This window comes from Yinghuangia aomiensis (genome assembly GCF_039542225.1).
Taxonomy (GTDB): Bacteria; Actinomycetota; Actinomycetes; order Streptomycetales; family Streptomycetaceae; genus Yinghuangia; species Yinghuangia aomiensis.
Map to the genome: position 1 here is coordinate 214,434 of NZ_BAABHS010000012.1, position 23,656 is coordinate 238,089.

The following is a 23,656-nucleotide window of genomic DNA, read 5'->3' on the forward strand; positions in this document are numbered from 1 at the left end:
CCGCCGGGCTCCGGGACTTCACCGGGGGCCGCGGTGAAGCGCGGCGCCGTCCGGCGCAACGCCACCGCCCACGCGTTCTTTATGCCGTTCCTCGCCGTCTTCGTGATCGGCATCGTCGCGCCGCTGGCCTACGCGATCAATCTGAGCCTGTACCAGGAGAAGATGATCGGCGGCACGACGTTCACCGGCCTGGACAACTACCGCAAGGCCATCCAGGACAGCCTGTTCCACGCCGGCCTGGAACGCGTCGCCGTGTTCTTCGCGGTCCAGGTGCCGCTGATGCTCGGGCTCGCGCTCCTGGCCGCGCTCGCCATCGACAGCGGACGGCTGCGCGCACCGGGGGTGTTCCGCATCGGCATCTTCGTGCCGTACGCGGTGCCCGGTGTCGTCGCCGCCCTCATGTGGGGCTACATCTACGGCGACCGGTTCGGCCTGGCCGGCGAGATCGAGGACCTCCTCGGCGTCGACCTGCCCGACTTCCTGTCGTCCGGCTGGATGCTCGCGTCCATCGGCAACGTCGTGACCTGGTCGTACGTCGGCTACAACATGCTCATCTTCTACGCCGCCCTGCGGGCCATCCCCGACGAGCTGTACGAGGCCGCGGAGATGGACGGCGCGGGCCGCATCCGGCAGGCCTGGAGCATCAAACTCCCCGCACTGCGCCCGGCCCTGCTGCTGGCCACGATCTTCTCGGTGATCGGCACCTTCCAACTGTTCAACGAGCCGAGCGTGCTGCAGTTCATGGCGCCCGGCGTGGTGACGACGAACTACACGCCGAACATGTACGCCTTCAACCTGGCGTTCGACGGGCGGCAGTTCAACTACTCGGCGGCGATCGCGGTGCTGCTCGGTCTGACGACGGTCGTCGTCGCGTACACGGTCCAGCTGGTGACCAGCCGAAGGGAGCGCCTGCTGTGAGCGCCGAAACCGCCGAGGCCCCGCCGACCGTCCCCGCGGTCCGGAACCGGACGGACGGGACGGCCCGTCCGGTCCGGCCCCGCCGCCGCAAGCGGCGGACCGGCAAGAGCCCGGCGCTGACGATCGTGATGGGCCTGATGCTGGCCTACGCGCTGCTGCCGCTCGTGTGGCTGTTCGTCAGCGCGACGAAGTCGAACCGGACCCTGTACGACTCCCCCGGCCTGTGGTTCGGCGACGGGTTCCACCTGTTCACGAACATCCACGACGTGCTGACCTACGACGACGGCATCTACCTGCGCTGGTTCGGCAACACACTCCTGTACTCCGTCGTGGGCGCCGGCGGCGCAGCGCTGATCGCCACCATGGGCGGCTACGCGCTCGCGAAGTTCGACTTCGTCGGCCGCCGGTTCCTCTCCGCGCTCGTGCTCGGCGCAATCTCCATCCCCGCCACCGCAATCGCGGTGCCGACCTACCTGCTGTTCAGCGACATGGGCATCGTGAACACCCCGTGGGCGGTCCTGCTGCCGAGTCTGGCCAGCCCGTTCGGCCTGTACCTCATGCAGGTCTACGCCCGCGACGCCGTCCCCGACGCCATGCTCGAAGCCGCCCGCATCGACGGCGCCGGCGAGCTGCGGATCTTCTTCACCATCGCGCTGCGGCCGCTCGTCCCCGGCTTCGTCACCGTGCTGCTGTTCACGCTCGTGGCGACCTGGAACAACTACTTCCTGCCGCTCATCGTGCTCAACGATCCGGACCTGTTCCCGCTCACGGTCGGCTTGCACCAGTGGAACGACTTGGCGCAGGGCGGCAACAGCGTCGGCAACGTGCCGCTGATGCCGCTGGTGCTGACCGGCAGCCTGCTGGCGATCCTGCCGCTGATCGCCGCGTTCCTCTTCCTCCAGCGGTTCTGGCAGTCGGGCCTGAGCGCGGGCGGCGTCAAGCAGTAGCCCCGCCCGCCGCCCCGTCCCGATCGGCGCACCTCGACGCCTCCCCCGACGCACGTCCCTGCACGTCCCTGTCCCCACCCCGGCTCGACCCTGCCTTGGGAGCATCCGAAATGCGTAGTTCGCTCAAGCCTGCCCTGACCGCCACGACGGCCGCCGTGCTCGCGCTGGCCCTGGCCGCGTGCGGCGGCGGTTCCGGCGGCAAGTCCGACAACGCGGGCGGCAAGGCCGATCCGGCCGCTGTGCAGGCGGCCCTCGACAAGCCCGCCGAGATCACGTTCTGGACGTGGGTCCCGAACATCGAGAAGACCGTCGCGCTGTTCGAGAAGAAGTACCCGAAGGTCAAGGTCCACGTGGTCAACGTCGGCCAGTCGAAGGACCAGTACACGAAGCTCACGGCCGCGCTGAAGTCCGGCAAGGGCGGCCCCGACGTCGCGCAGATCGAGTACTTCGCACTGCCGCAGTACGCGCTCACCAAGGGCCTGGTCAACCTGGCCGATTACGGTGCCGGCAGCCTCCAGGACAAGTTCGCCCCGTCCGCGTGGTCGCAGGTCAACGTCGCCGGCGGCGTCTACGGCGTACCGCAGGACACCGGGCCGATGGCGATGTTCTACCGCAAGGACGTCCTCGACAAGGTCGGTGCGACCCCGCCCAAGACCTGGGAGGAGTTCGCCGCGGTCGCGAAGAAGCTGCACGATGCCGACCCGAGCACGTATGCCACGTTCGTGGACCCGGGCGACGCGGGCGCGTCGACCAGCTTCATGTGGCAGCTCGGCGGCAAGCCGTTCGCCGTCGAAGGCACCTCCGACGTGAAGGCCGACTTCGCGAACGACCCCGGCGCCAAGACCTACGCGTCCACCGTCACCGGCCTGGTCAAGGACAAGCTGCTCGACGTGACGCCGAGCTGGAACGACGAGTGGTGGAAGTCGATGGCGGCCGGCAAGTACGCGTTCTGGCTCGCGGGCGCCTGGGCGCCGGCGGTGCTGGAGAAGAACATCCCGCAGGCCAAGGGCACGTGGTCGGCGGCGCCGATGCCGGGCGGCGCGAGCGCGGAGAACGGCGGCTCGTCCGTCGCGGTCACCACGCAGGCCAAGAACAAGGAGGCGTCGGTCGCGTTCGCCGAGTGGCTCAACGCCGACCCGGAGGCCGTCAAGTCGCTCAACGGCGAGGTCGGACTGTTCCCCGCCACCAAGGCACTGCTCGACGACCCGGCGTTCCGCGGCGCGGACGTGCCGTACTTCCCCGGCCAGAAGCCCAACGAGGTCTTCGCCGACATGTCGAAGGCGGTCCGGCCGGAGTGGCAGTACCTGCCGTTCCAGGTGTACGCGAACAGCGTCTTCAAGGACACCGTCGGCCAGGCGCTGCAGAACGACGGCGACGTGGCCCGCGGCCTCGCGGAGTGGCAGAACCGCGTCACGACGTACGGCAAGGAGCAGGGTTTCACGATGAAGTAGGCCGCGGCCGTCCGTTCCTCCCGCAGTTCCCGTGATCCCGTAGTTCCCTTGGTTCCCGTAGGAGTTCCCCGATGACCGCCGTCCTCGCCGCCGATCCCGGTATGCCGCTGGTCCTTCCGCTGCTGCCCGGTGAACGGTGGTGGGGCGGCGCGTCCGCGGAAGGCCGGTCCATGCCGTATGCCGCCGGATACTGCTTCGACCTGCGGGACCTGCTCGGCAACCAGGGCATGCCGCTGCTGCTGTCGAACCGGGGCCGCTGGGTGCACGGCACGGGCACGTTCACGTTCGCGGTGGGCGAGGACGCGCTGACGGTCACCCCGCACCGGCCGGGTGCGGTGGTGGAGTACGGCAGCGGCTTCGGCGACCTGCGGGGCGCGTACCGCGACGCGCTGGCGCGGTACTACCCCGCGTCGGGCACCCGGCCGGCCGCGCTGCTGTTCACCGCGCCGCAGTACAACCTGTGGATCGAGACGGTCTTCGAGCCCACCCAGCAGAAGGTGCTGGACTACGCCGAACGCCTGCTCGCCGAGGGCTTCCCACCCGGCGTGCTGATGATCGACGACCAGTGGAGCAACGACTACGGCAACTGGACCTTCCATCCCGGCCGGTTCCCGGACCCGGCCGGGATGGTCGCCGAGCTGCACCGACTCGGGTTCGAGGTGATGCTGTGGCTGGTCCCCTACGTCACCCCGGACTCCCCCACCGCGCGGACGCTGAACGACGCCGGGCTGCTGCTGCGCGACCCGGCGGACCGCGACCGTGCGGCGGTGGGGCATTGGTGGAACGGCTGGAGTTCGGCGCTCGACCTGGGCAACCCGAAGACGGTCGCCTGGCTCCAGGGCGTGCTGGGCACGCTGCGCACCGAGTTCGGCATCGACGGCTTCAAGTTCGACGGCGGCGACGCGGAGTGGTGGCGGCGTCTCGGGGTGGCCGATCCGGAGGCGTACACGCTCGCCTGGAACCGCATCGGGCTCGCGTGGCCGCTGAACGAGTACCGCGAGGCCTGGCGCACCGCGGGCCTGCCGCTCGCGCAGCGGCAGCAGGACAAGTACCACCTGTGGGAGGGCCGGTTCGGTATCGAAAGCCTGATCCCGAACGCGCTCGCGCAGGCCCTCACCGGGCACGCATTCACCTGTCCGGACATGATCGGCGGCGGCGAGTTCCGCTTCGTGCCGGGCGAGGACGGCGAGGGCTTCGACCCGGAACTGTTCGTCCGCTACGCGCAGATCGCCGCGCTGTTCCCGATGATGCAGTTCTCCGCAGCCCCGTGGCGGGTCCTGGACGCCGAGCACCTGGCGATCGTGCGCCACGCGGCCCGGCTGCACGCCGCCTTCGGCGCCGAGATCCTCACCGTCGCCGAGGCCTCGGCAAAGACCGGCGACCCCGTCCAGCGCCCACTTGCCTGGGCCTACCCGGACGGCGGCTACGAGGACGTCACCGACCAGTTCCTCATCGGCGACGACCTGCTGGTCGCCCCCGTCACGCTCCGCGGCGCGACGACGCGCGATGTCCACATCCCCCGGGGCACCTGGCGCGCCGACGACGGCACCGAGCACACCGGGCCCGCACGCGTCACGGTCGCGGCACCACTGGCCCGGCTCCCGCACTTCCGCCGGATCACGGCGGGCTGACGTCAGTCCGGCGTCGACACGAGTTCGTGCAAATGACCGTCCGGGTCGCGGAAATAGACCCGGCCCGGGCCGCCGAGGGGGTCGTCGGTGCGGCCGTTGGCGGGGTCCTCGGGGTCGTTGCCGAAGGCGATGCCGCGGTCGGCCAGCCGGGCGACGGCGGCGGCGAAGGCCGCGGGGGCGACGCGGAAGGCGAGGTGCAGCGGAGCCGGGTCCTCGACGCGTACGAAGGCGAGCGACCAGCCGTCGAGCACGAGCGAGAACATGTCGCCGGGCTCTTCGTCGGGCGGGCCGTCCGGGACGACGGCCCCCTCGCCCAGCACCCAGGCCAGGAAGGTTCCGGCGGCTTCGGGGTCCCGGGCGGGAATGCCCACATGATCAACAGTGACGGCCATGCCGGCGTCCTGGATCAGTGCGGCGGCCCCTGAGCCCCGCTGTCCGCTTCGCGCTCGGCGCGCCATTGCGCCACGAAAGCGTCGACGTCGACGGGCTTGCGGTCGAGCATCGGGCCCGGCGGCGGGCGCCGCAGCATCGCCTCGATGCGCTCGTTGATCCCGTCGAGGAGTTCCCGCACGGCGCGCTCGGTGGGCGCGGTGCGGGCCTCGATCAGCGCGTCCTCGGTGTCCTTCCGCAGTCGCAGGGCCTGAGGCAGGATCGATACGCCTTCGCGGTGCAGTTTGTCCTTGACCCACCAGAGGTCGTCGTACGGAGTGTCGAGCGCGGCGAGCGGCTTGCCGAAGCCGGGCAGCGACGAGAAGGCGCCGCTCTCTTCCGCCTCGCGGATCTTGCGGTCGACCCACGATTCGAAGGGCACGCCGGGCGGCTTGCGTTCGGTCACGGGGAAGGCCTCCCTACCGCTGGGGTTCCCTTCCATGATGCCGCGTCCCCGCGGCGGACCGGCCGCGGGGACGCCCGGCGCGCGGTTCAGGCGCCGCCGCGCAGCTCCGCCAGCTTCACCACGCGGGCGGTGGGCGCCTCCGGCTCGTGCTTGGGCAGCAGCCAGCGGCAGAAGACGACGCCGGTGTGCAGTCCGGTGGTCGGCAGCCAGTCGGGTTCGCCCGGTCCGGGGTCCTCGTGGGCGACGACGACGCGGAACCGGTTGTCGGGCGTCAGCCGGGCGGTGCGGGTGTTGCGGGAGACCGGGCCGGTGGGTGCGTCCATGGACTGCATGAACGAGTTCCACAGCTGGATGCCCCAGTAGGTGCACTCCCCCGCGTCGCCTTCGATGACCAGGGCTTCGTCCGGTGCGAGTTCGTAGCGGGCCCGGCAGTAGACGTTGTCGGGTGTGCCCCAGCCGGGCATGGTGCGGCCGAAGCGGAAGGGTTCCGCCATCTCGTTGGGGGCGACGGGGCGCTGCGGCTGGGTGAGGACCGTCTCGGCGAGGAAGGCCGTCGTGGCGCGGAGCCCGGCGGCGACCCGTTCGGCGTCGAACACGAGCGGGCCGGCGGCCGGTTCGGCGGCTTCGATGGTGTATTCGGGCCGGCGGGCGGTGTCTTTGGCGAAGTAGTACTCGCGGGAGATGACGATCACGGCGTCGTCCGGGAGTTCGATCCAGTCGCCGTCGGCCGGGCGGTTCCGGGAGAGGGTGATGCGGAAGGCTCCGTCGTCGGCGACCTGCATGGCCTCGTGGTTGAGGTCGCCGACGGTGCGCTGCCGCAGGTGGGCGGCGGCGTCGGGGCCACCGTGCACGGTGAAGGAGAGGTAGCACTCGTCGCCGCGGCGGCCGGTGACGACGTAGTCGCGGCGGCCGTCGACGAGGGCGATCGTGTAGTGGGTGTCGGTGTTGTCGCCGAGGATCCGCGCGGTGGGTCCGGCGAGCGGGAGGAACCGCGGGGCGGCGGGGTCGCCTTCGAGGTAGATCTCGAGGCCGTAGCGCAGGACGTGGGTGAGGCTGCGGTAGCCCTCGGCGACGGTGCGCTGGTCGAAGACGCCGCGGGCGGGGTCGAGGAAGCTGTTCTCGGCGTCGCGGAGCCCGTCGAGCAGGGCGTGCCAGACGTCGGCGAGGGGGCCGGGGTCGTTGCGGGGCGTGCTCATGCGTGTCCTCCGGTCGAACGTGTCTCGGGGGCGATTCCGAAGCGCTTGCGGTAGCCCTCGAACCGCTCCGCGACGGCGCCGCCTTCCAGGCCGAATTCCTCGAGGGCGTACGTGTGGCGGCCGTACTTGTGCTGCCGGTTTCGGCCGGTGTGGGCGCGCATCGCGGCTTCGGTGGCGGGGTCGAGGTCGCGTCCGAGCCACGTGTAGACGGCGCGGACGGTGCCGACCGGGTCGGCGACCAGGTCCGGGTAGGCGATGTCGAGGAACCGTTCGTCGCCGTTGCGGTCCCGGAAGTCGACGACGCGGTCCGCCATCGCGGCGAGGTTCGCGGACCAGGTGCGGCCGGTGGTGTAGCGGTGGTCGGTTTCGGTGAACGTGCCGGACAGCGAGGTGACCAGGCTGCACGTGGAGGCGACGGTGACCGACGGGTCCCGGTGGGTGACCACGAACCGGGCGTCGGGGTAGCGCGCGGCGACCGCGTCGATCGCGTGGCAGTGCACGGGCGCTTTGAGGAACCAGCGGCCGGGACATCGGGATTGCAGCAGGCGGAGCATGCGGTGGTGGTGGTCGTACGCGGCGGTCAGGTCGCTGCCGAGCAGCCAGGCGTCGTAGTCCGGCACGTTGTACATCGTCGACAGCATCAGGCTGGCGAAGTGCTGGGCGAGCAGCACCGTGCACTCGACGGGTGCCTCGGGCGGGTCGTGGTGGATGGCTTTGAAGCCCGGGTTGAGCCGGTCGAGGACGCTGGGCGCGCCGCGGGCGGCGTGGAGCCGCGGGTCGTCGCGGTAGGTCGCGGTCTCCGGCGGCGGGGTGGAGTCCTGGGCTTCCCAGCCGAGGAGCGACCGGTTGGCCGGGTCGGCGGCGAGCAGGTGGCTGAGCGCGGTGGTGCCGCTGCGCGGCAGGCCGATGACGAACACCGGGGCGGTGACCCGCTCGTCGGCGAGTCCGGGATGGGCGCGCTCCCAGGCGGCGGTTCTGGCGCGGTTGGCGAGGGCGGCTTTGGTCTGGCCTTCGAAGACCGCGCGGCCGATCGGCGTGAGGTCGGCCGTGGCCGCGACGGCGTCGTGGACGCGTTCGAGGCCGTCGCGGAACGACGGGTCGCCGAAGTCGTCGAGGCCGGTTTCCGCGGCCACCAGGTCGAGCAGGTCGTCGATGCGCTGCGCCACGTGCGCCTCCGCGGGGATCCGGCCGGACTGACGCGATTACTTGTACGCTATACGGAAATTGAAGGGAAGAGCCGCCCGGGATTTCCGCGGCGGAAAGGGAGGCACCGTGACGGCGAGCGACCGCATTCCGGACGCCCCCGAAGGCCCGGCCGCGGGAAAGCGGGGCCGCGGCCGGCCGCGGCGCCGCACCGAGGCCGAGGTCCTCGACGCCGCCGCGGCGGTGCTGGCCGAGTCGGGGGCCGCCGCGGTGTCGATCCGCAAGGTCGCCGACCGGCTCGGTACCGCGCCGATGACGATCTACACCTCGTTCCCCGGCCGCGATGCCCTCGTCGACGCCCTCGCCGCGCACCTGATGAGCCGTCACAACACGGCTCCGGACGCCGCGTTGCCGCTCGAGGAACGGGTGCGCGACTGGATGGCCCGCTACCGGGACGCGCTGGTCACGACCCGGCTGCACGAGTTGCTCGCCACCGGGGCGTCGGTGGCGCCGCTCCTCGACGTCGCCGCCCGCTGGACCGCGCAACTCACCGCGCTCGGCCTGTCCCCCGCCGACGCGGCCGCGGCGACCCGGCAGTTGGTGTGGGCGGTGCACGGGTTCTGCGCCGCCGAGGCGGGCAACCTCGCCGCGCAGACCGACCGGACGGCCGACGCGCTGCTGCGGGTTCCGGAGGAGCATCGTGCGGCGGCCGCGGCGTATCTCGCGGACCTGCGCGCCGCACCGGACTTCGCGGCCGAGTTCGCACGCACCGCGGATGCGCACGCCCGGGCGATCGCGGCCTTCGCGGCGCGGCATAGGATCGGCGGGTGACCCACCGCACCGCCGAACACGCGTTCCAGATCCGCCCGTACCGCCCGGAGGACGCGGACGGTGCGGTCGAAGTCTGGGCGCGGGCCTCGGAGATCGCCCACGCGTTCCTGGGCGACCCGGCCGGGCCGGAGCGCGAGCGCAAGATACGCGAGATCTACCTCGTGCACGCGGACAACTGGGTCGCGGAGACCGCCGACGGCCGGGTGGCCGGTCTGCTCGGCATGCTCGGGTCGGAGATCGGCGGCCTGTTCGTGCACCCCGACGCGCAGGGCATGGGCATCGGCCGCGCCCTGGTGGCGTTCGCCGCGGCCCGGCACCGGAGCGTGACGCTCGACGTGTACGAGGAGAACGGCAAAGCCCGCGCGTTCTATGCGCACCTCGGCTTCACCGAGAAGAGCCGCGGCCACGAAGACGACGAGGACAGCGGCCACTTGGTGATCACGCTGCGGCTGACCGGCGCGCCCCGCGCGGCCGGCTCGGCGCCGGTCGACGCCGAGGTCTGAGCACCCCCTCCCCCCGCTCTCCTCCCGTTTCACCCCCCGGACGACCGGCGCGGATCGATGCCGGCCGGGACTCGGGCATGCCCGCGCACCGCACCCCCGCCGCCGCCCGGCCGGTGGAGCGGTGCCCTGCGGGTGCCCTTCGCAGGCCCGCACGAGGCTCCCACAAGACGCACCACATAGCTACTCACGTATATATGTGCGTTCGCTTGCTGCGCCTATTGACACCAAGATCTCGCCAATCCAACCTAAGGCATAGATTCACGCGTACTTACCGACGCAGACGCCTGCAGTACTCGGGGGCGACGCGGATCGTTCGCCTCGGACACCCCGGTGGGGGGCGTGGCGTCCGGCGGCAGGCGTCGCACCCATCACCGAATATCACCTCTTCCTTGGGAGACCCATGCCTTCCGCCTGCCAGGGTTCGCACCGTCCTTGCGAGGCCCCCCGGTGACCGCCCCGGAAAGCACCGCCTCCGGCACCGCCCCGCCGGGCGCTTCCGGCCCCGCCCCCGCCGCGTTGACCGCGACGCTCATCCACGCCGAGGCGGAACGCGCCGAGCAGGCCGCCGCCGAGCGGGACGTGCTCTTCGCGGACGAGCTGCTCCCCGGCGTCGGCGCGCAACAGCTGACGCTGCGCGAGGGCCTGGCGGCGGGCGGGTCGGCGACGTTCTTCACGCTGATGCTGCTGTCCTCGTTCGACGAGTTGGAGCAGGCCACGCTCGGCGTGCTGGCGCCGGACATCCGCGACTCGTTCGGGATGAGCGACGGCGCGATCGTGTTCCTGTCGGCGGCGTCGGGCGCGTTCCTGGTGCTCGGTGCGCTGCCGATGGGCTGGCTGGCGGACCGCCGCCGGCGCGGCCGGGTGGCCGGGTGGGCGGGGCTGGCGTTCTCGGCGTTCATGGTCGCGTCGGGTGCCGCCGCGAACGTGTTCCTGATGTTCCTGGCCCGGCTCGGGGTCGGCGTGGCGAAGTCGAGCACCATGCCGGTGCACGGGTCGTTGAACGCCGACACGTATCCGATCGGGGTGCGCGGCCGGATCGCCGCGACGAACGGCATCGCGGGCCGGCTGGCGGCGGTGCTGAGTCCGCTGGCGGTCGGCGGGATCGCCGCCGCGGCGGGCGGCAGCGAGGGGTGGCGGTGGGCGTTCTTCGTGCTCGCCGTGCCGACCGCGGTTGCCGCGCTGTTCGCGTTCCGGCTTCCGGAGCCCCCGCGTGGGCAGCACGAGATGAAGGCGGTACTCGGCGAAGTCCTGGTGCAGGACAAGCCGATGCCGATCTCGATCGAGGCGGCGTTCGCGCGGCTGCTGCGGATCCGCACCACGAAGACCGTCGTCATGGCGTTCGCCGCGATGGGGTTCGGGCTGTTCACGGGGCCGGTGCTGACCAACCTGTGGATGGAGGACCACTTCGGGCTGGGCACGTTCGAGCGCGGGGTGTACGGCACGCTCGGCGGGCTCGGGGTGCTGGCCGTGCTGCCGTTCGTCGGCCCGCGGTACGACCGGCTGTACCGCACCGACCCGGCGCGGGCGCTCAAGCTGGTCGGCCTGCTGATCCTTCCGGTGGCGGTGCTGATGCCGCTGCAGTGGGCGATGCCGACAGCGCCGTTGTTCGTGGTGGCGCAGATGCTGCCGATGATCCTGCTGTCGTCGGCGTTCGCGATGGTCGGCCCGGTGATGCAGTCGGTGACGCCGTACCGGCTGCGCGGCCTGGGTTCGGCGCTGGCCGCGATCTACATCTTCTTCATCGGGGCGACGGGCGGATCGCTGCTGTCGGCGCTGATCCTGGACTCGTACGACGCGCGCACGGCCGCTCTGGTCCTAGGCATCCCTTCCACGCTCGTCGGCAGTCTGATGCTGATCCGCAGCTCGTCGTTCATCAAGAACGACCTGTCGCGGGTGGTCGCCGAACTCCGCGAGGAATTGGCGGAGCGCGACCGGCAGGCCGCGGATCCGGAGCGGGTGCCGGTCTTGCAGGTGCACGGCGTCGACTTTGAATACGGCAAAGTGCAGGTGCTGTTCGGGGTCGGGTTCGAGGTGCGGCGCGGTGAGTGCCTGGCGTTGCTGGGCACCAACGGCGCCGGCAAGTCGACGATCCTCAAGACGATCTGCGGCCTCGGCACACCGTCGCGCGGCGTGGTGCGGCTCAACGGCAAGACCATCACCTACGTGGCCCCCGAGCAGCGCGGCCGCCACGGGATCCGCCTGCTGCCCGGCGGCAAGGGCGTGTTCCCCGGCATGACGGTGCGCGAGAACCTGGAGATGGCCGCGTTCCAGCTGCGCGACGCGACCCGCGAGCACCGCGACGGCCGGCTCGCCTACGTCCTGGACGTGTTCCCCGACCTGGCGGCCCGCCTCGGGCAGCGCGCCGGGTCGATGTCCGGCGGCCAGCAGCAGCAGCTCGCGCTCGCCATGGTCCTCATGCACGACCCCGAAGTCCTGCTGATCGACGAACTGTCGCTCGGGCTCGCCCCGGTCGTCGTGCAGGACCTCCTGGCGATCGTCGAGCGCCTCAAGGCGGACGGCCTGACCATGATCATCGTCGAACAGTCCCTCAACGTCGCGCTGTCGATCGCCGACCGCGCGGTGTTCCTGGAGAAGGGCCAGGTCCGGTTCACCGGCGACGCCCGCGAACTCGCCGAACGCGACGACCTCGCCCGCGCGGTGTTTCTGGGCAATCGCAGTCTCGGCAAGGAAGGCGGCTGACATGCCCGAACTGACCCGCCAACTCGCTTTCGACGGCGTCGTCAACGGCCTGGTGATCGGGCTGCTCGCGATGGGCATCGTGCTGGTGCACCGCTCGACGCGGATCGTGAACTTCGCGGTGGCGAACATGGGCCTGGTCGGGTCCGCGCTGTTCGCACTGCTCGCGGTCCGCTATGGCGTCCCGTACTGGATCGCGCTGGCGATCTCGCTGGTCGCCGGAGCCGCGTTCGGCGCGGTGATCGACCTGGTCGTGGTGCGGCGGCTGTTCAGTGCGCCGCGCGTCATCCTGCTGGTCGCGTCGATCGGTGTCGCACAGCTCGCGCTCGTCGTCGTGTCGGCCTACCCGGAGGTCGACGGCGCGAAGAGCTACCCGGTGTGGTCGAGCGCAAAGTGGCATCCGGTCGGCGTGGAGATCACCGCGACGCAGTTGGGCGTGCTGATCGTGGTGCCGCTGGTGGCCGTCGGGCTCGGCTGGTTCCTCGGCCGGACCACACTGGGCAAGGCTGTCAAGGCATCCGCGGACAACCCGGAGCTGGCCCGGCTGAACGGCATCAGCCCCAAGGCGGTGTCGACCGCGGTGTGGGCGATCGCCGGACTCGTGGCCACGGTGTGCCTGATCCTCATCTCGGCGCGCACCGGCACGGTCACCGCCCCTGCCGTGCTCGGCATGACCACGCTGATGCGGGCGCTCGCCGCTGCGGTGATCGCCCGCATGTACTCGTTCCGGATCGCGCTGCTCGCCGGCGTGGGCCTCGGGCTGCTCGAATCGGTCATCCAGTTCAACTGGCTGGACCAGCCGGGCCTCACCGACATCGTGGTGTTCGGGCTGGTGCTGGCCGCGGTGTTCGTCGCCGGGCGCGGCGGCGAGGCCGAGTCGGGCACGTTCTCGTTCGCGCCGAAGGTGCGGCCGGTCCCGGAGCGGCTGCGGAATCTGTGGTGGGTGCGGAACCTGGAGCGGTTCGGGCTCGCCGCGCTCGGCCTGGTCGCGGTCGTGGTGCCGCTGCTGGTCGCGCAGCCGTCGCGGCATCTGCTGTACACGGTGATCGTCGCCTACGCGATCTGTGCCGCGTCGGTCACGATGCTGACCGGCTGGGCCGGACAACTGTCGCTCGGCCAGATGGCGTTCGGGGGGATCGGCGCGCTGACCGCGGCGGCGTTGAGCCGCGGCCTGCACCTCGACATCGGCGGCGGCAAGGTGCTGGTGGTGGACCGGCTGACGTTCCCGACCGCGGTGGCCGCCGCGTCGCTGCTGACCGCCGCGCTCGCGGCGCTGATCGGCGTGGGGGCGCTGCGGGTGCGCGGGCTGCTGCTGGCGGTCAGCACGGCGGCGTTCGCGGTGGCGTGCGCGCAGTGGGCGTACACGCAGGAAGTGTTCCACGACAGTCCGACGCGGCCGTTGGCGACGTTCACCCGGACCGACGTGTTCGGCATCGACGTGACCTCGCAGCGCTCCTATTACTACGTGGTGCTGGCCGTCCTGGTCGTCGTGCTGACGGTCACCGGGCGGCTGCGCCGCACGGGCGTGGGGCGGACGACCATCGGCGTGCGGGACAACCCGGCGACGGCGGCCGCGTACACGGTCGGAGCGACGCGGGTGAAGCTGCGGGCGTTCGCGCTCGCGGGCGGGGTCGCGGGCCTGGGCGGGGCGCTGCTGGCGGGCGCGTTGCAGACCGTGCCGTACAGCGACGCGTACTTCCGGCCGGAAGACTCGCTGATGCTGGTCTCGGTCGTCGTGATCGGCGGTCTCGGGGCGACGTCGGGCCCGGTGCTGGGCTCGCTGTGGGTGATCGGCCTGCCCGCGCTCTTCCCGGACAACTCGCTCGTGCCGCTGCTGGCGTCGAGCCTGGGGCTGCTGCTCCTGCTGCTGTACTTCCCCGGCGGGCTCGTGCAGATCGGCTACAGCGCCCGCGACGCACTGCTGGCCTGGGCGGAGACCCGGCTCGGCGAGGAGCCGGCGAAGGCCGCGGACGCCCGGCCGACGGCGGTTCCCGCGCGCCCGGCACGGGACCCGCTGCCGGACGACGCGCCGGTGCTGGCGGTGTCCGACGTGCGTGTCCGGTTCCGCGGGATCACCGCGGTCGACGGGGTGTCCCTGGAAGTCCGGCCGAACGAGATCGTCGGCCTGATCGGCACCAACGGCGCGGGCAAGTCGACGCTGATGAACGCGGTCGGCGGGTTCGTACCCGCGACCGGCCGGGTCGAGCTGCTCGGCGGCGACGTGTCGGGCCTGGCCCCGGCCCACCGGGCCGCGCGCGGGCTGGGCCGGACGTTCCAGGCGGCGATGCTGTTCCCGGAGCTGACGGTCCGGGAGACCGTGCAGATCGCGTTGGAAGCACGCGGCCGCACCAGGCTGCTGTCGTCGGCGCTGTGGCTGCCCAAGTCAGTCAAGGCCGAACGCGCCAAGCGGGCGGAGGCCGACGAGCTGATCGACTTCCTCGGCCTCGGCCGGTACGCCGACGCGTTCATCGGCGACCTGTCGACCGGCACCCGCCGCATCGTCGAGCTGGCCGGGCTCCTCGCGCTCGACGCGCGCGTGCTGTGCCTGGACGAGCCGACCGCGGGCGTCGCGCAGCGGGAGACCGAGGCGTTCGGTCCGCTGCTGCACGAGATCCGCCGCGAACTCGGCGCGTCGCTGCTGGTCATCGAGCACGACATGCCGTTGATCATGGGGATCAGCGACCGCGTGTACTGTCTGGAGACCGGTCGGGTCATCGCCGAAGGCCTGCCGCGTGACGTCCGCAACGATCCGAAGGTCGTCGCGAGTTACCTCGGCACCGACGAACGGGCGATCGCCCGGAGCGGCTCCGCATCGGACGAGTCCGCACCCCCGGGCGCGGCCGCCGACGACCGGCTCACGGCGCCGTCGGGCGCCTGAGCGCGGGGTTTGCCACAGCCTGTCCCGGACCATCCGCCACACTGGGTCCGGGACGGGCCGTTCCCACGAAGAGCACAAGGACGGGCATGCAACTCGACTTCGTCATCCTCGGGATACTGGCGCTGCGCCGCTTCTCGGGCTACGACCTCCGCAAGTGGATGGACGGGCCGCTCCGGTTCATCGGCTACGGGGTGCAGCTTCCGCAGATCTACCGGCGGCTCGGCAAGCTGGTCGAGCGCGGGTGGATCGAGTTCGACGTGGACGCGCGGCAGGGCGGCCCGGACGCCAAGGTGTACCGGATGACGGAAGCCGGCCGGGCAGCCCTGTGGGAGTGGGCGCGCTCCGAGCACGTGCCGGCGGAGCGGTTCACCGATCCCGAGTTCGCCGTCCGCTACGTCTTCGGCGGGCAGCTCGATCCCGAGATCGCGATCCACATCGTGCGCACCGAACTGGAGTACCGCGAGAAGCAGCTCGACCCGACCGGGAACCCGCCGTGGATCACAAGCTCCCCCTACGACGGCACCATGGCGGGCCTGGACCCGGCCTGGGCGCGCGAAGTCCACGTGTCCGGGCACGAGTACGGGTACACCAGCCACGCCATGTTCATCACCTGGCTCAAGCTGACCCTGCACCGGCTGGAACGCGCCGCGGCGGCACGTCCGGCGTCACCGGGTCACCAGCAGAGCTAGGGCGTTCCGGATCGCCGGAACGGTCGGCACACGCGAACGGCCGCGGCCGGCCGGAAGGGAATCCTTCCGACCGGCCGCGGCCGTTTCGGTTGCGCAGGCGATGACGGCGGCGGAAGTGGCGCCGACGGCTAAAGCGTCACCTTCATGGTGTAGCCGATTTGGGCGGCGAGCGCGATCATCCGTTCGATGTCGAACACCTTGCTGGCCGGCGTGTAGGTCCCGTCGATGCGGAACAGCAGGTAGCGTGCCGCGTTGCCGCAGTACTCGCTGCCTTCTTCGGCGGCGGCCGCCACCACGTCCCGGAACGGCGCCACGGCTTCGGGGCCGAGCGCGGTCAGCGCCGCGAACGCTTCGAGCCGCACGCCCGAAGCGTGGGCGGGCTTGGCGAATTCGACGAGGCAGGCAAGCGCCGCCGCGTCGCCCGCGTGCTTGGCAAGCGCTTCGGCGCACGGGATGCGCACGAAGGGATCCGGTTCGCCGTCGGCCGCGGCCTTGAGCGGTTCTCCAGCGCCGGTCAGCGCGGCGGGGCCGAGGACCAGCAGGCCGATGGCGCCCCAGCGCCGCACCGTCGGGTCGGGGTCGGCGAGCGCCGCGGTGAACCGCGGGATTTCCGCGGGGTCGCGGCGGCCGACGGCGTCGGCGACGTCGAGGATCCGGGCGAGCGGGTAGGCGCCGTCGGCGCGGGACGCGTCGTAGCCTTCGGCCGGGGCGCCTTCGGGGAGGAAGCCGTTGTCGTGCACGGCGAGAATGTGCGCGCGCAGGGCTTCGTCGAGGCGCTTTTCGACGTCCGCGAAGGCGGGGTCGCCGGCGAGGTTGCGGATCTGGTCGGGGTCGGCGTCGCAGTCGTACAGCTCCACGCCGGGCTTCTCGTGCCAGAAAGCGTCCTGGACGGGGTCGAGGCGGCCGGCGAGGTGTTCGGTCTCCCATGACTGGTAGCCGGCCGCGAGCCACGCGAACGCCTGGTGGGCGCCGTAGGGGCGGTGGGGATCGTAATTGCGGATGTAGCGGTAGCGGGCGTCGCGGACGGTGCGGACCATGTCGAGGCGCGCGTCCATGCGGTTGCGCATGCCGAAGGCGAGTTCCGTGTCCTCGTCGAACGCGGTGCGGGCCAGGCTTTCCCCCTGCATCTGCGCCGGGACCTCGCCGCCGGCGAGTTCCACCAGCGTGGGCGGGATCCGGATGGTGGAAACCGCGGCCGGGACGCGGGTGCCGGGCGTGGGGAACAAGTGCGCCCAGCGGTCCGGCGCGGCGACGATCAGCGGCACGTGCAGGCCCTCGTCGTAGCACCACCGTTTGGTGCGCGGCTGCACGCCGCCGTGGTCGGAGGTGTGGATGACGATCGTGTTGTCCAGCTCGCCGTCTTCCGCCAGTTGCGCCAGCAGATTTCCCACGAACGCGTCCATGTTCGCGATGTGCCGGTAGTAGTGCGCGAAGTCGCCGCGGATATCCGGGGTGTCCGGCAGGTAGGCGGGCAGCCGGATCGCGTCGGGGTCGACGGTGAACTCCTCGCGGGAGAAGACCGCGCTCTCGTGCGTGGGGCCGTAGTTGAACACGGCGAGGAAGGGGGTGCCTTCCGGGCGGGTGCGCCAGTGCGCGGTGGAGGAGCAGTCGTCCCAGATCGTCTGCGGGTCGACGTCGCAGTTGTAGTCGGTCTTCTCGTTGTTGGTGCAGTAGTAGCCCAGGCCGCGCAGGACTTCCGGGTAGGTGGTCATCCAGTCCGGCACGGGTGCGTTGGCGCGCATCTGGTGCGCGGGTCCGTGGCTTTCCGGGGCGATGCCGGTGAGCATCGCGAACCGTGAGGGGGCGCAGACGGGGGCGGCGCTGTAGGCGTGTGCGAAGAGCGTGCCGCGTTCGGCGAGGGAGTCCAGGTGCGGGGTGACCGCGAGCGGGTCGCCGTAGCAGCCGAAGCGCGGCGGGCAGTCTTCGCTGACGGTCCAGAGGATGTTGGGGCGATCGGCTGTCATCGGGCGGCCTCCGGGGCGGCGAGTTCGGTGTCGGCGGGGCCGAGGTCTTCGAGGGCGGTCGAGAGTGTGCGGACGAGGTCGGGGTTGAGGAGTCCGGCGGCCAGCGACGAGAGCTGGACGATCGAGGCGTCGCCGATCATCCGGGTGAGGCCGCCGTCGATCAGCCGGCCGAGGCCGCGGTCGCGCAGCACGGCGACGGCGGCTTCGTCGGCGAACAGGTCGCGTAGCGGGGCGTTGACGGTGCGCGGCCCGGTCGGGAAGTCGGCGGGGTCGAGCGGCTTGGCGTCGGCCGCGGCCGCGGCTTGGGCGCGGTGGGCGCGGGCAAGCAGGTGCTCCGGCGCGGCCGATCCGTGCTGCGGGAGGCCGAGGCGGATGTACTGCTCGGCGGGCGCGTCGGCGGCACGCATGGCGTCGAGGAGCAGGCCGATCAGGTGCAGTTCGAGGTCGTCGTCGACCAGCGGCGTCTCCTGGCCGGGGTCGGTGTCCAGGTCGAACATCAGGGTGCCGTGCGGGGCCGGGGAGATCGCGAAGCCCGGCACTTTCAGTACCGGCACGCCCTTGGTGAAGGCGTACGTGCCGCCGGGGACCAGTTCGGCGCCGGCGAGTTCGCCGGGAGTGAACCGGGCGGCCATGCGGGTCGGCATGAGGGTGAGTTCGGACAGCGGCGTGTTGGACGGGTCTATGCACGCGCGCATGTAGACGTAGCGGCCGTCGGTGACGGACACGTGGCCGCCGAACGCGCCGAAGATGCCTGCTTCGCGGACGGGGGTGTCGTCGGCGACGGTCTGCCGCAGCGGCACGCCGGTCATGTCGGGGGTGCGGTCGACGCCGAAGTACTCCAGCAGGGTGGGGGCGAGGTCGATGGTCTGCACCAGCGCCGCGCGGCGTTCGCCGGTCTTGCGGCTGCGCGGGTCCCAGACGAACAGCGGGGTGTGGATGGTCTCGTCGTACCAGGGCTGGACGTTCTTGCCCCACCAGCCGTGCTCGCCGAGCAGGAAGCCGTGGTCGGTGCACACGATCAGCAGGGTGTCGTCCCACAGACCGTGGGTGTCGAACGCGTCCAGGACCCGGCCGAGGTTGCGGTCGCACATGGACAGCAGTGCCGCGTACTCGAAGCGGACATGCTCGACCTGCTCTGGGGTTTCGCGGACCATGCGGTAGTCGGGCCAGTCGTAGTGCGGGCCGTCGTAGCCGTGCTCGTAGAGGTCCTTGTAGTGCTGCTGGGAGAAGAACGGCTCGTGCGGGTCGAACGTCTCGATCTGCAGGAACCAGTTGTCCTCGGCGTGGTTCGTCTCGAGGAACTCCAGTCCGGCGTCGAAGGTCTTGCTCTGCGGCTGGTCCTCTTCACGGGTCATGTACATGCGGTTGACCCAGTCCTGGCGCACCTTGCCGCCGCTCATCGTCTTGAGCGTCTCGGCGGGCATCGCGGGGTCGGCGACGTGCCCCTTCCAGTTGTCGCCCTCCTGGCCGCGGAAGAACTCGTAGCTGCGGAAGCGGTTGTGGTACGTCGCTCCGCCGTCCTCCCAGTAGTGCTGGTGGTCGGTCACCAGGTGCGTGTACACCCCGGCGTCGCCGAGCATCTCCGGGCACGAGTCGTCGAACGGCTCCAACGGGCCCCACGAACGGTGCAGGAAGTTGTGGCGCCCGGTGTGCAGTTCGCGGCGGGCGGGCATGCACGGCATGCTCCCGGCGTAGCAGTTGTCGAAGGTGACGGTGCGTTCCGCCAGCCGCGCGAAGTTCGGCGCGTGCACCCAGTCCGGCGCGCCGTACGGCGGCAGGTACTTCCGGATGAGGGTGTCGAACATGACGACGACGGCTTTCATCGGTACTCCCGGCGGGTGGACGAGGGGGTGGACGAGGGGGGCGCCGCGCCCGGCCACGGAGGCGGCGCGGCGGCCTGGATCTATGTACGTTAGAACATGACAGCGTCAAGAAAACAGCCCATTGACACGTGAAGAACACGCCATGATGCTGAGCCGACCTAGATTCCTGGGTTAGTAGCTTCCCCGTCCGGAAGGCTCCGTTCCATGACGCCCACGATCAGACGCCCGCTCCGCCGCGCGGGCGCCGCCGCCGCGGCCCTCGCCCTGTCGCTGGCCGCGGCCGCGTGCACCATCGAGGACAAGGACAAGGCCACCGCGCCGGGCGCCGCACCCGGCGCGGCGCGAACCGACACCCCCGGGGTGACCGCCGACAGCATCAAACTGGGGATCTCCTACCCCGACTACGCCGCGGTGAAGTCGTTCGTGAACATCGACCAAGGCGACTTCGAGGCCACCTACAAAGCGCTGATCGACAAGATCAACGCGGCGGGCGGCATCCAGGGCCGCAAGATCGTGCCGGTGTTCGCCAAGACCAGCCTGGTCTCCCCGGCCGCCGCGCAGGAGGCCTGCGTCAAGCTGACCCAGGACGAGAAGGTCTTCGCCGTCGTCAACCTCATGCCGGGCAACGCGCAGGTGCCCTGCTACACGCAGACCAACCGCACCGCGGTGATCGGGAGTCCGCTCGACCCCGACATGAACGCGGCGGGGCAGGCGCCGTGGTTCTCGTTCGACACCGGGCTGATCGCCCGCAAGTCCGTCGAGGCGTTCGCCGCCCGCGGCGACCTGGCCGGGCACAAGATCGCGATCGCCACAGTCTCCAACGACCAGGCGCAGACGGACGCCCAGGTCCTGCCCGCACTCCAGGCCGCCGGGATCACCCCGGTCGCCAACGGCACGATCACGTTGAACGGTGCCGACCCGGCCGCGCTCGGCCAGCAGGCGGGCGTGCTGTTCCAGAAGGCGCAGGCCACGGGCGCGGACACGCTGCTCATGGTCGGCGGAGCGGCGCAGATCATCCCGCAGGTGCTGGAGAAGACCACGTGGCGCCCGCGGCTGCTGTTCACCGTCGTCCCGGCCGGCTACACCACCGGGAAGGGCCAGCACGACTTCGGCACGCTCAAGGACGCGGCGGCGGGCAGCCAGATCGTCGACTGGTCCGACCCCGCCCTCACCGCCTGCGCGGACACGGTGACCCAGGCCGACCCGAGCCTGGCCGGCAAGCTCGTCGACCCGGCGACCGTCGGCGGCGGGGCGCCCACGCCGGGCGCGTCGATGGCCTCGGCGTGCCGGAACCTCGCACTGTTCAAGGCGATCGCCGACAAGGCCGGCCCGACGCTCGACTACACGACCTTCCGTCAGGCCGGGAACAGCCTCGGCCGGTTCCACATCCCCGGGTTCCGCGAGGACGCGAACTACGGCCCGAACACGCCCGACGGCGCCATCCCGGTCCGCGCGACCGTCTACGACCAGGCCGGGAACCAGTTCGTCCCGGCTGCCAACTGACCTGCCTCTCCGCCCGCGCGGGCCGCACCCCGGCCCGCGTCCGCACGACTCTGGAGCACACACCCATGCCCGACCCCGCCGCGCCGCCGACCGACACCGAACTCCGCGCCTTGGCCGCCCGACTGTCCACCGACGACAAGCTGCGCCTGATCACCGGCGAAGACGTGTGGTCGCTGCCGGCGCTGCCGCAGATCGGACTCCGCAAGATCACCATGTCCGACGGCCCGGTCGGCGTGCGCGGCGTCACCTTCGACGAAGGCGACCCGTCGGTGCTGGTGCCGAACCCGTCCGCGCAGGCCGCCGCATGGGACCCCGAGGTCCCCCGCCGGGCCGGCGAACTCCTCGGCGCGCAGGCCCGCGCGAAGAACGTCGACGTGCTGCTCGCGCCCACCGTCAACCTGCACCGCACCCCGCTCGGCGGCCGCCACTTCGAGTGCTACTCCGAAGACCCGCTGCTCACCGCCCGCTCCGGCGCCGCGTTCGTCGCGGGCGTGCAGGCGCAGGGCGTCGCCGCCACGGTCAAGCACTTCGTCGCCAACGACAGCGAAGACGGCCGCATGGAGTACGACGTCCGCGCCGACGAGCGGACACTGCGCGAGGCCTACCTCGTGCCGTTCCTCGCCGCGGTCCGCGACGCGCAGGCATGGCTGGTGATGTCCGCGTACAACGGCGTCAACGGCCACACCATGACGGAGAACGCCCCGCTGCAGACCACCGTCCTCAAGGACGAATGGGGCTTCGACGGCGTCGTCGTGTCCGACTGGATGGCGGTCCGCTCCACCGAAGCCGCCTACCTCGGCGGCACGGACATCGCCATGCCCGGCCCCGCCGAACTGTGGGGCGAGCCGCTGCGCGCGGCGCTGCGCGACGGCCGCGTCGACGAAACCGTGCTCGACGACAAGGTCGTCCGCATCCTGCGGCTCGCCGCCCGGGTCGGCGCGCTCGGCGACACCGCCCCCGCCACCCCGTCCGACGTCCTCGCGCATGCGGGCGAGCGGATCCGCGACATCGCCCGGCGCGGCCTCGTGCTCCTCGCCAACCGCGGCGCGCTCCCCCTCGACACCGGCAAGCTGCGCCGCGTCGCGCTGATCGGCCCGAACGCGGTGCGGCTGTCCGCGCAGGGCGGCGGCAGCGCGCACGCCAGCCCGCAGTACGTCGTCGACGTGGCCCAGGGCCTGCGCGCGGCCCTCGGCCCGGATGTGGAACTGACGGTGCGGGACGGCGCGTTCACGCATCGCCGACTGCCCGGCCTGACCCGGGACAACTCGGTGAACCCGGTGACCGGAGCACCCGGGGTGCGTCTGGACTTCGTGGACACGGACGGCAACGTGCTCGGTTCCGAAGACCGCGTCGGCTCGCAAGTGATCCTGTGGCCGGGCCTGTTCCCGGCCGGCACCGCCGCCGCCGTGCTCCGCACCCGCATCACACCCGCTGTCGACGGCGACAACCTCCTCGACGTCCTCGGCTCCGGCCCGATGCGGCTGACCGTCGACGGCGAGACCCGCACCGTCGACCTCGGCCCCACGGGCGACAACCCCATGGAATCCCTGATGCGCCCGCCGCTCCGGCGCATCCCGGTGGCGGCCCGCGCCGGTGTGCCGGTCGACATCGAACTCGGGTACGTCGCCGACGGCGACCTGGTCGTGGCCGGTTTCGGCCTCGGCTGGGGCGACCCGCGCCTCGACGACGAGACCGAACTGCGCGAGGCCATCGCCGACGCGGCGGCCGCGGACGTCGCGATCGTCGTCGTCGGCACCACCGACGACATCGAATCCGAGGGCTACGACCGCAAGGACCTGGCGCTGCCCGGGCGTTCCGACGAACTCGTGGCGCGCGTCCTGGAGGCGAACCCGAACACCGTGGTCGTGGTCAACGCCGGATCGCCGGTCCGCATGCCGTGGCGCGACGACGCCGCCGCGGTGCTGTGGGCGTGGCTGCCCGGGCAGGAAGGCGGCAACGCCATCGCCGACGTCCTCACCGGCGCGGCCGAGCCGGGCGGCCGGCTGCCCACCACGTTCCCGGCGGACGAAGCCGACGTGCCGATCCTGGCGACGACCCCGGTCGACGGACGCCACACCTACGACGAAGGCCCCACGATCGGCTACCGCCTGTGGGCCGCCCGCGGCGCCAAACCCGCCTACCCGTTCGGCCACGGCCTCGGCTACACCACCTGGGAGTACCGCAACCTGCGCATCGAAGGCGACGCGACGGCCGGGCTGACGGTGACCGCCGACGTCGCCAACACCGGATCCCGGCCGGGCCGCGAGACCGTGCAGGTCTACCTCGAACCGGCCTCCGGCGAACTCCTCGGCCGCACCGAGCCGCTGCGCCTGGTCGGCTACGCGCCGGCGACCGCGGCACCGGGCGAGGCCGCCACGGTGCGCATCCCCGTCGACGCGGACACCCTCGCGCGTTGGGACGCCGACACGTCCGGGTGGCGCGTGGTGCCCGGCACCTACCGGATCGCCGTGGCGCACAGCGCGGGCGACGTGCGGCTGACGGGAACCGTCGAGCTGTAGCCGGCCCGAGCCGGGGCGCCGGTCTTGTGCGTGTGCCGGGGACACGCACAAGACCGGCGCCCCGTTTTCCGCACCCACCCTCGGTCCCTCTTCCAGCCGTCTCCAGCATCCTCAAACGGTTGCTATAT

General features: G+C 71.6%; 17 protein-coding genes. 11 read left to right on the forward strand and 6 right to left on the reverse strand.

From position 1 onward, the window contains the following. Positions 1–33: 33 nt before the first annotated feature. The 4 genes from ABEA93_RS18680 to ABEA93_RS18695 all read left to right on the forward strand — a co-directional run bounded on the left by ABEA93_RS18680 (position 34) and on the right by ABEA93_RS18695 (position 4,947). Complete coding sequence (locus tag ABEA93_RS18680; RefSeq protein WP_425584989.1) at positions 34–918, forward strand: carbohydrate ABC transporter permease; 885 nt, start codon at positions 34–36, stop codon at positions 916–918. Beyond that, positions 915–1,865, forward strand: coding sequence for a carbohydrate ABC transporter permease (locus ABEA93_RS18685; protein WP_425584990.1), 951 nt, complete (start codon positions 915–917; stop codon positions 1,863–1,865). The genes ABEA93_RS18680 and ABEA93_RS18685 overlap by 4 nt, the downstream gene beginning before the upstream one ends. A gap of 110 nt (positions 1,866–1,975) precedes the next feature. Beyond that, the gene (locus ABEA93_RS18690) at positions 1,976–3,316 is read left to right on the forward strand and encodes an ABC transporter substrate-binding protein (RefSeq protein WP_345676729.1); all 1,341 of its coding nucleotides are present in this window, start codon (positions 1,976–1,978) and stop codon (positions 3,314–3,316) included. A 71-nt stretch (positions 3,317–3,387) separates the two neighbouring features. Then, positions 3,388–4,947 carry a glycoside hydrolase family 31 protein gene (locus ABEA93_RS18695; protein ID WP_345676730.1) on the forward strand — a complete coding sequence of 520 codons (1,560 nt, stop codon included), beginning with the start codon at positions 3,388–3,390 and terminating at the stop codon, positions 4,945–4,947. A gap of 2 nt (positions 4,948–4,949) precedes the next feature. On the opposite strand, the gene ABEA93_RS18700 is transcribed toward ABEA93_RS18695, so the two are convergent. The 4 genes from ABEA93_RS18700 to ABEA93_RS18715 all read right to left on the reverse strand — a co-directional run bounded on the left by ABEA93_RS18700 (position 4,950) and on the right by ABEA93_RS18715 (position 8,144). Then, complete coding sequence (locus ABEA93_RS18700) at positions 4,950–5,339, reverse strand: VOC family protein (RefSeq protein ID WP_345676731.1); 390 nt, start codon at positions 5,337–5,339, stop codon at positions 4,950–4,952. A 14-nt stretch (positions 5,340–5,353) separates the two neighbouring features. After that, positions 5,354–5,782, reverse strand: coding sequence for a DnaJ family domain-containing protein (locus ABEA93_RS18705; RefSeq protein ID WP_345676732.1), 429 nt, complete (start codon positions 5,780–5,782; stop codon positions 5,354–5,356). 86 nt (positions 5,783–5,868) lie between these two features. Then, positions 5,869–6,978 carry a DUF1214 domain-containing protein gene (locus ABEA93_RS18710; protein ID WP_345676733.1) on the reverse strand — a complete coding sequence of 370 codons (1,110 nt, stop codon included), beginning with the start codon at positions 6,976–6,978 and terminating at the stop codon, positions 5,869–5,871. Next, positions 6,975–8,144, reverse strand: coding sequence for a sulfotransferase family protein (locus ABEA93_RS18715; protein WP_345676734.1), 1,170 nt, complete (start codon positions 8,142–8,144; stop codon positions 6,975–6,977). The genes ABEA93_RS18710 and ABEA93_RS18715 overlap by 4 nt, the downstream gene beginning before the upstream one ends. A gap of 106 nt (positions 8,145–8,250) precedes the next feature. On the opposite strand from ABEA93_RS18715, the gene ABEA93_RS18720 reads away from it, so the two are divergent. The 5 genes from ABEA93_RS18720 (at position 8,251) to ABEA93_RS18740 (ending at position 15,719) form a co-directional block, all read left to right on the forward strand. After that, complete coding sequence (locus ABEA93_RS18720) at positions 8,251–8,952, forward strand: TetR/AcrR family transcriptional regulator (protein ID WP_345676735.1); 702 nt, start codon at positions 8,251–8,253, stop codon at positions 8,950–8,952. Beyond that, positions 8,949–9,455: a GNAT family N-acetyltransferase gene (locus ABEA93_RS18725; RefSeq protein ID WP_345676736.1), complete on the forward strand. Its 507-nt coding sequence runs from the start codon at positions 8,949–8,951 to the stop codon at positions 9,453–9,455. Before ABEA93_RS18720 ends, ABEA93_RS18725 begins: the two co-directional genes overlap by 4 nt. 447 nt (positions 9,456–9,902) lie before the next feature. Further along, positions 9,903–12,155, forward strand: coding sequence for an MFS transporter (locus ABEA93_RS18730; RefSeq protein ID WP_345676737.1), 2,253 nt, complete (start codon positions 9,903–9,905; stop codon positions 12,153–12,155). 1 nt (position 12,156) lies between these two features. Beyond that, positions 12,157–15,030, forward strand: coding sequence for an ABC transporter permease subunit (locus ABEA93_RS18735; RefSeq protein ID WP_345676738.1), 2,874 nt, complete (start codon positions 12,157–12,159; stop codon positions 15,028–15,030). Between the two features lie 86 nt (positions 15,031–15,116). Continuing rightward, positions 15,117–15,719, forward strand: a complete 603-nt coding sequence (locus tag ABEA93_RS18740) for a PadR family transcriptional regulator (RefSeq protein WP_345676739.1) — start codon at positions 15,117–15,119, stop codon at positions 15,717–15,719. Between the two features lie 128 nt (positions 15,720–15,847). On the opposite strand, the gene ABEA93_RS18745 is transcribed toward ABEA93_RS18740, so the two are convergent. Next, positions 15,848–17,683 (reverse strand): sulfatase-like hydrolase/transferase, encoded by a 1,836-nt coding sequence (locus ABEA93_RS18745; protein WP_345676741.1) that lies wholly within the window; start codon positions 17,681–17,683, stop codon positions 15,848–15,850. Further along, complete coding sequence (locus ABEA93_RS18750) at positions 17,680–19,506, reverse strand: sulfatase (protein ID WP_345676742.1); 1,827 nt, start codon at positions 19,504–19,506, stop codon at positions 17,680–17,682. The genes ABEA93_RS18745 and ABEA93_RS18750 overlap by 4 nt, the downstream gene beginning before the upstream one ends. Positions 19,507–19,710: 204 nt before the next feature. Between ABEA93_RS18750 and ABEA93_RS18755 the strand changes: the two genes are divergently transcribed. Beyond that, positions 19,711–21,009: an ABC transporter substrate-binding protein gene (locus ABEA93_RS18755; protein WP_345676743.1), complete on the forward strand. Its 1,299-nt coding sequence runs from the start codon at positions 19,711–19,713 to the stop codon at positions 21,007–21,009. A gap of 65 nt (positions 21,010–21,074) precedes the next feature. Continuing rightward, positions 21,075–23,528 carry a beta-glucosidase family protein gene (locus tag ABEA93_RS18760; protein ID WP_345676744.1) on the forward strand — a complete coding sequence of 818 codons (2,454 nt, stop codon included), beginning with the start codon at positions 21,075–21,077 and terminating at the stop codon, positions 23,526–23,528. Positions 23,529–23,656 lie beyond the last annotated feature (128 nt).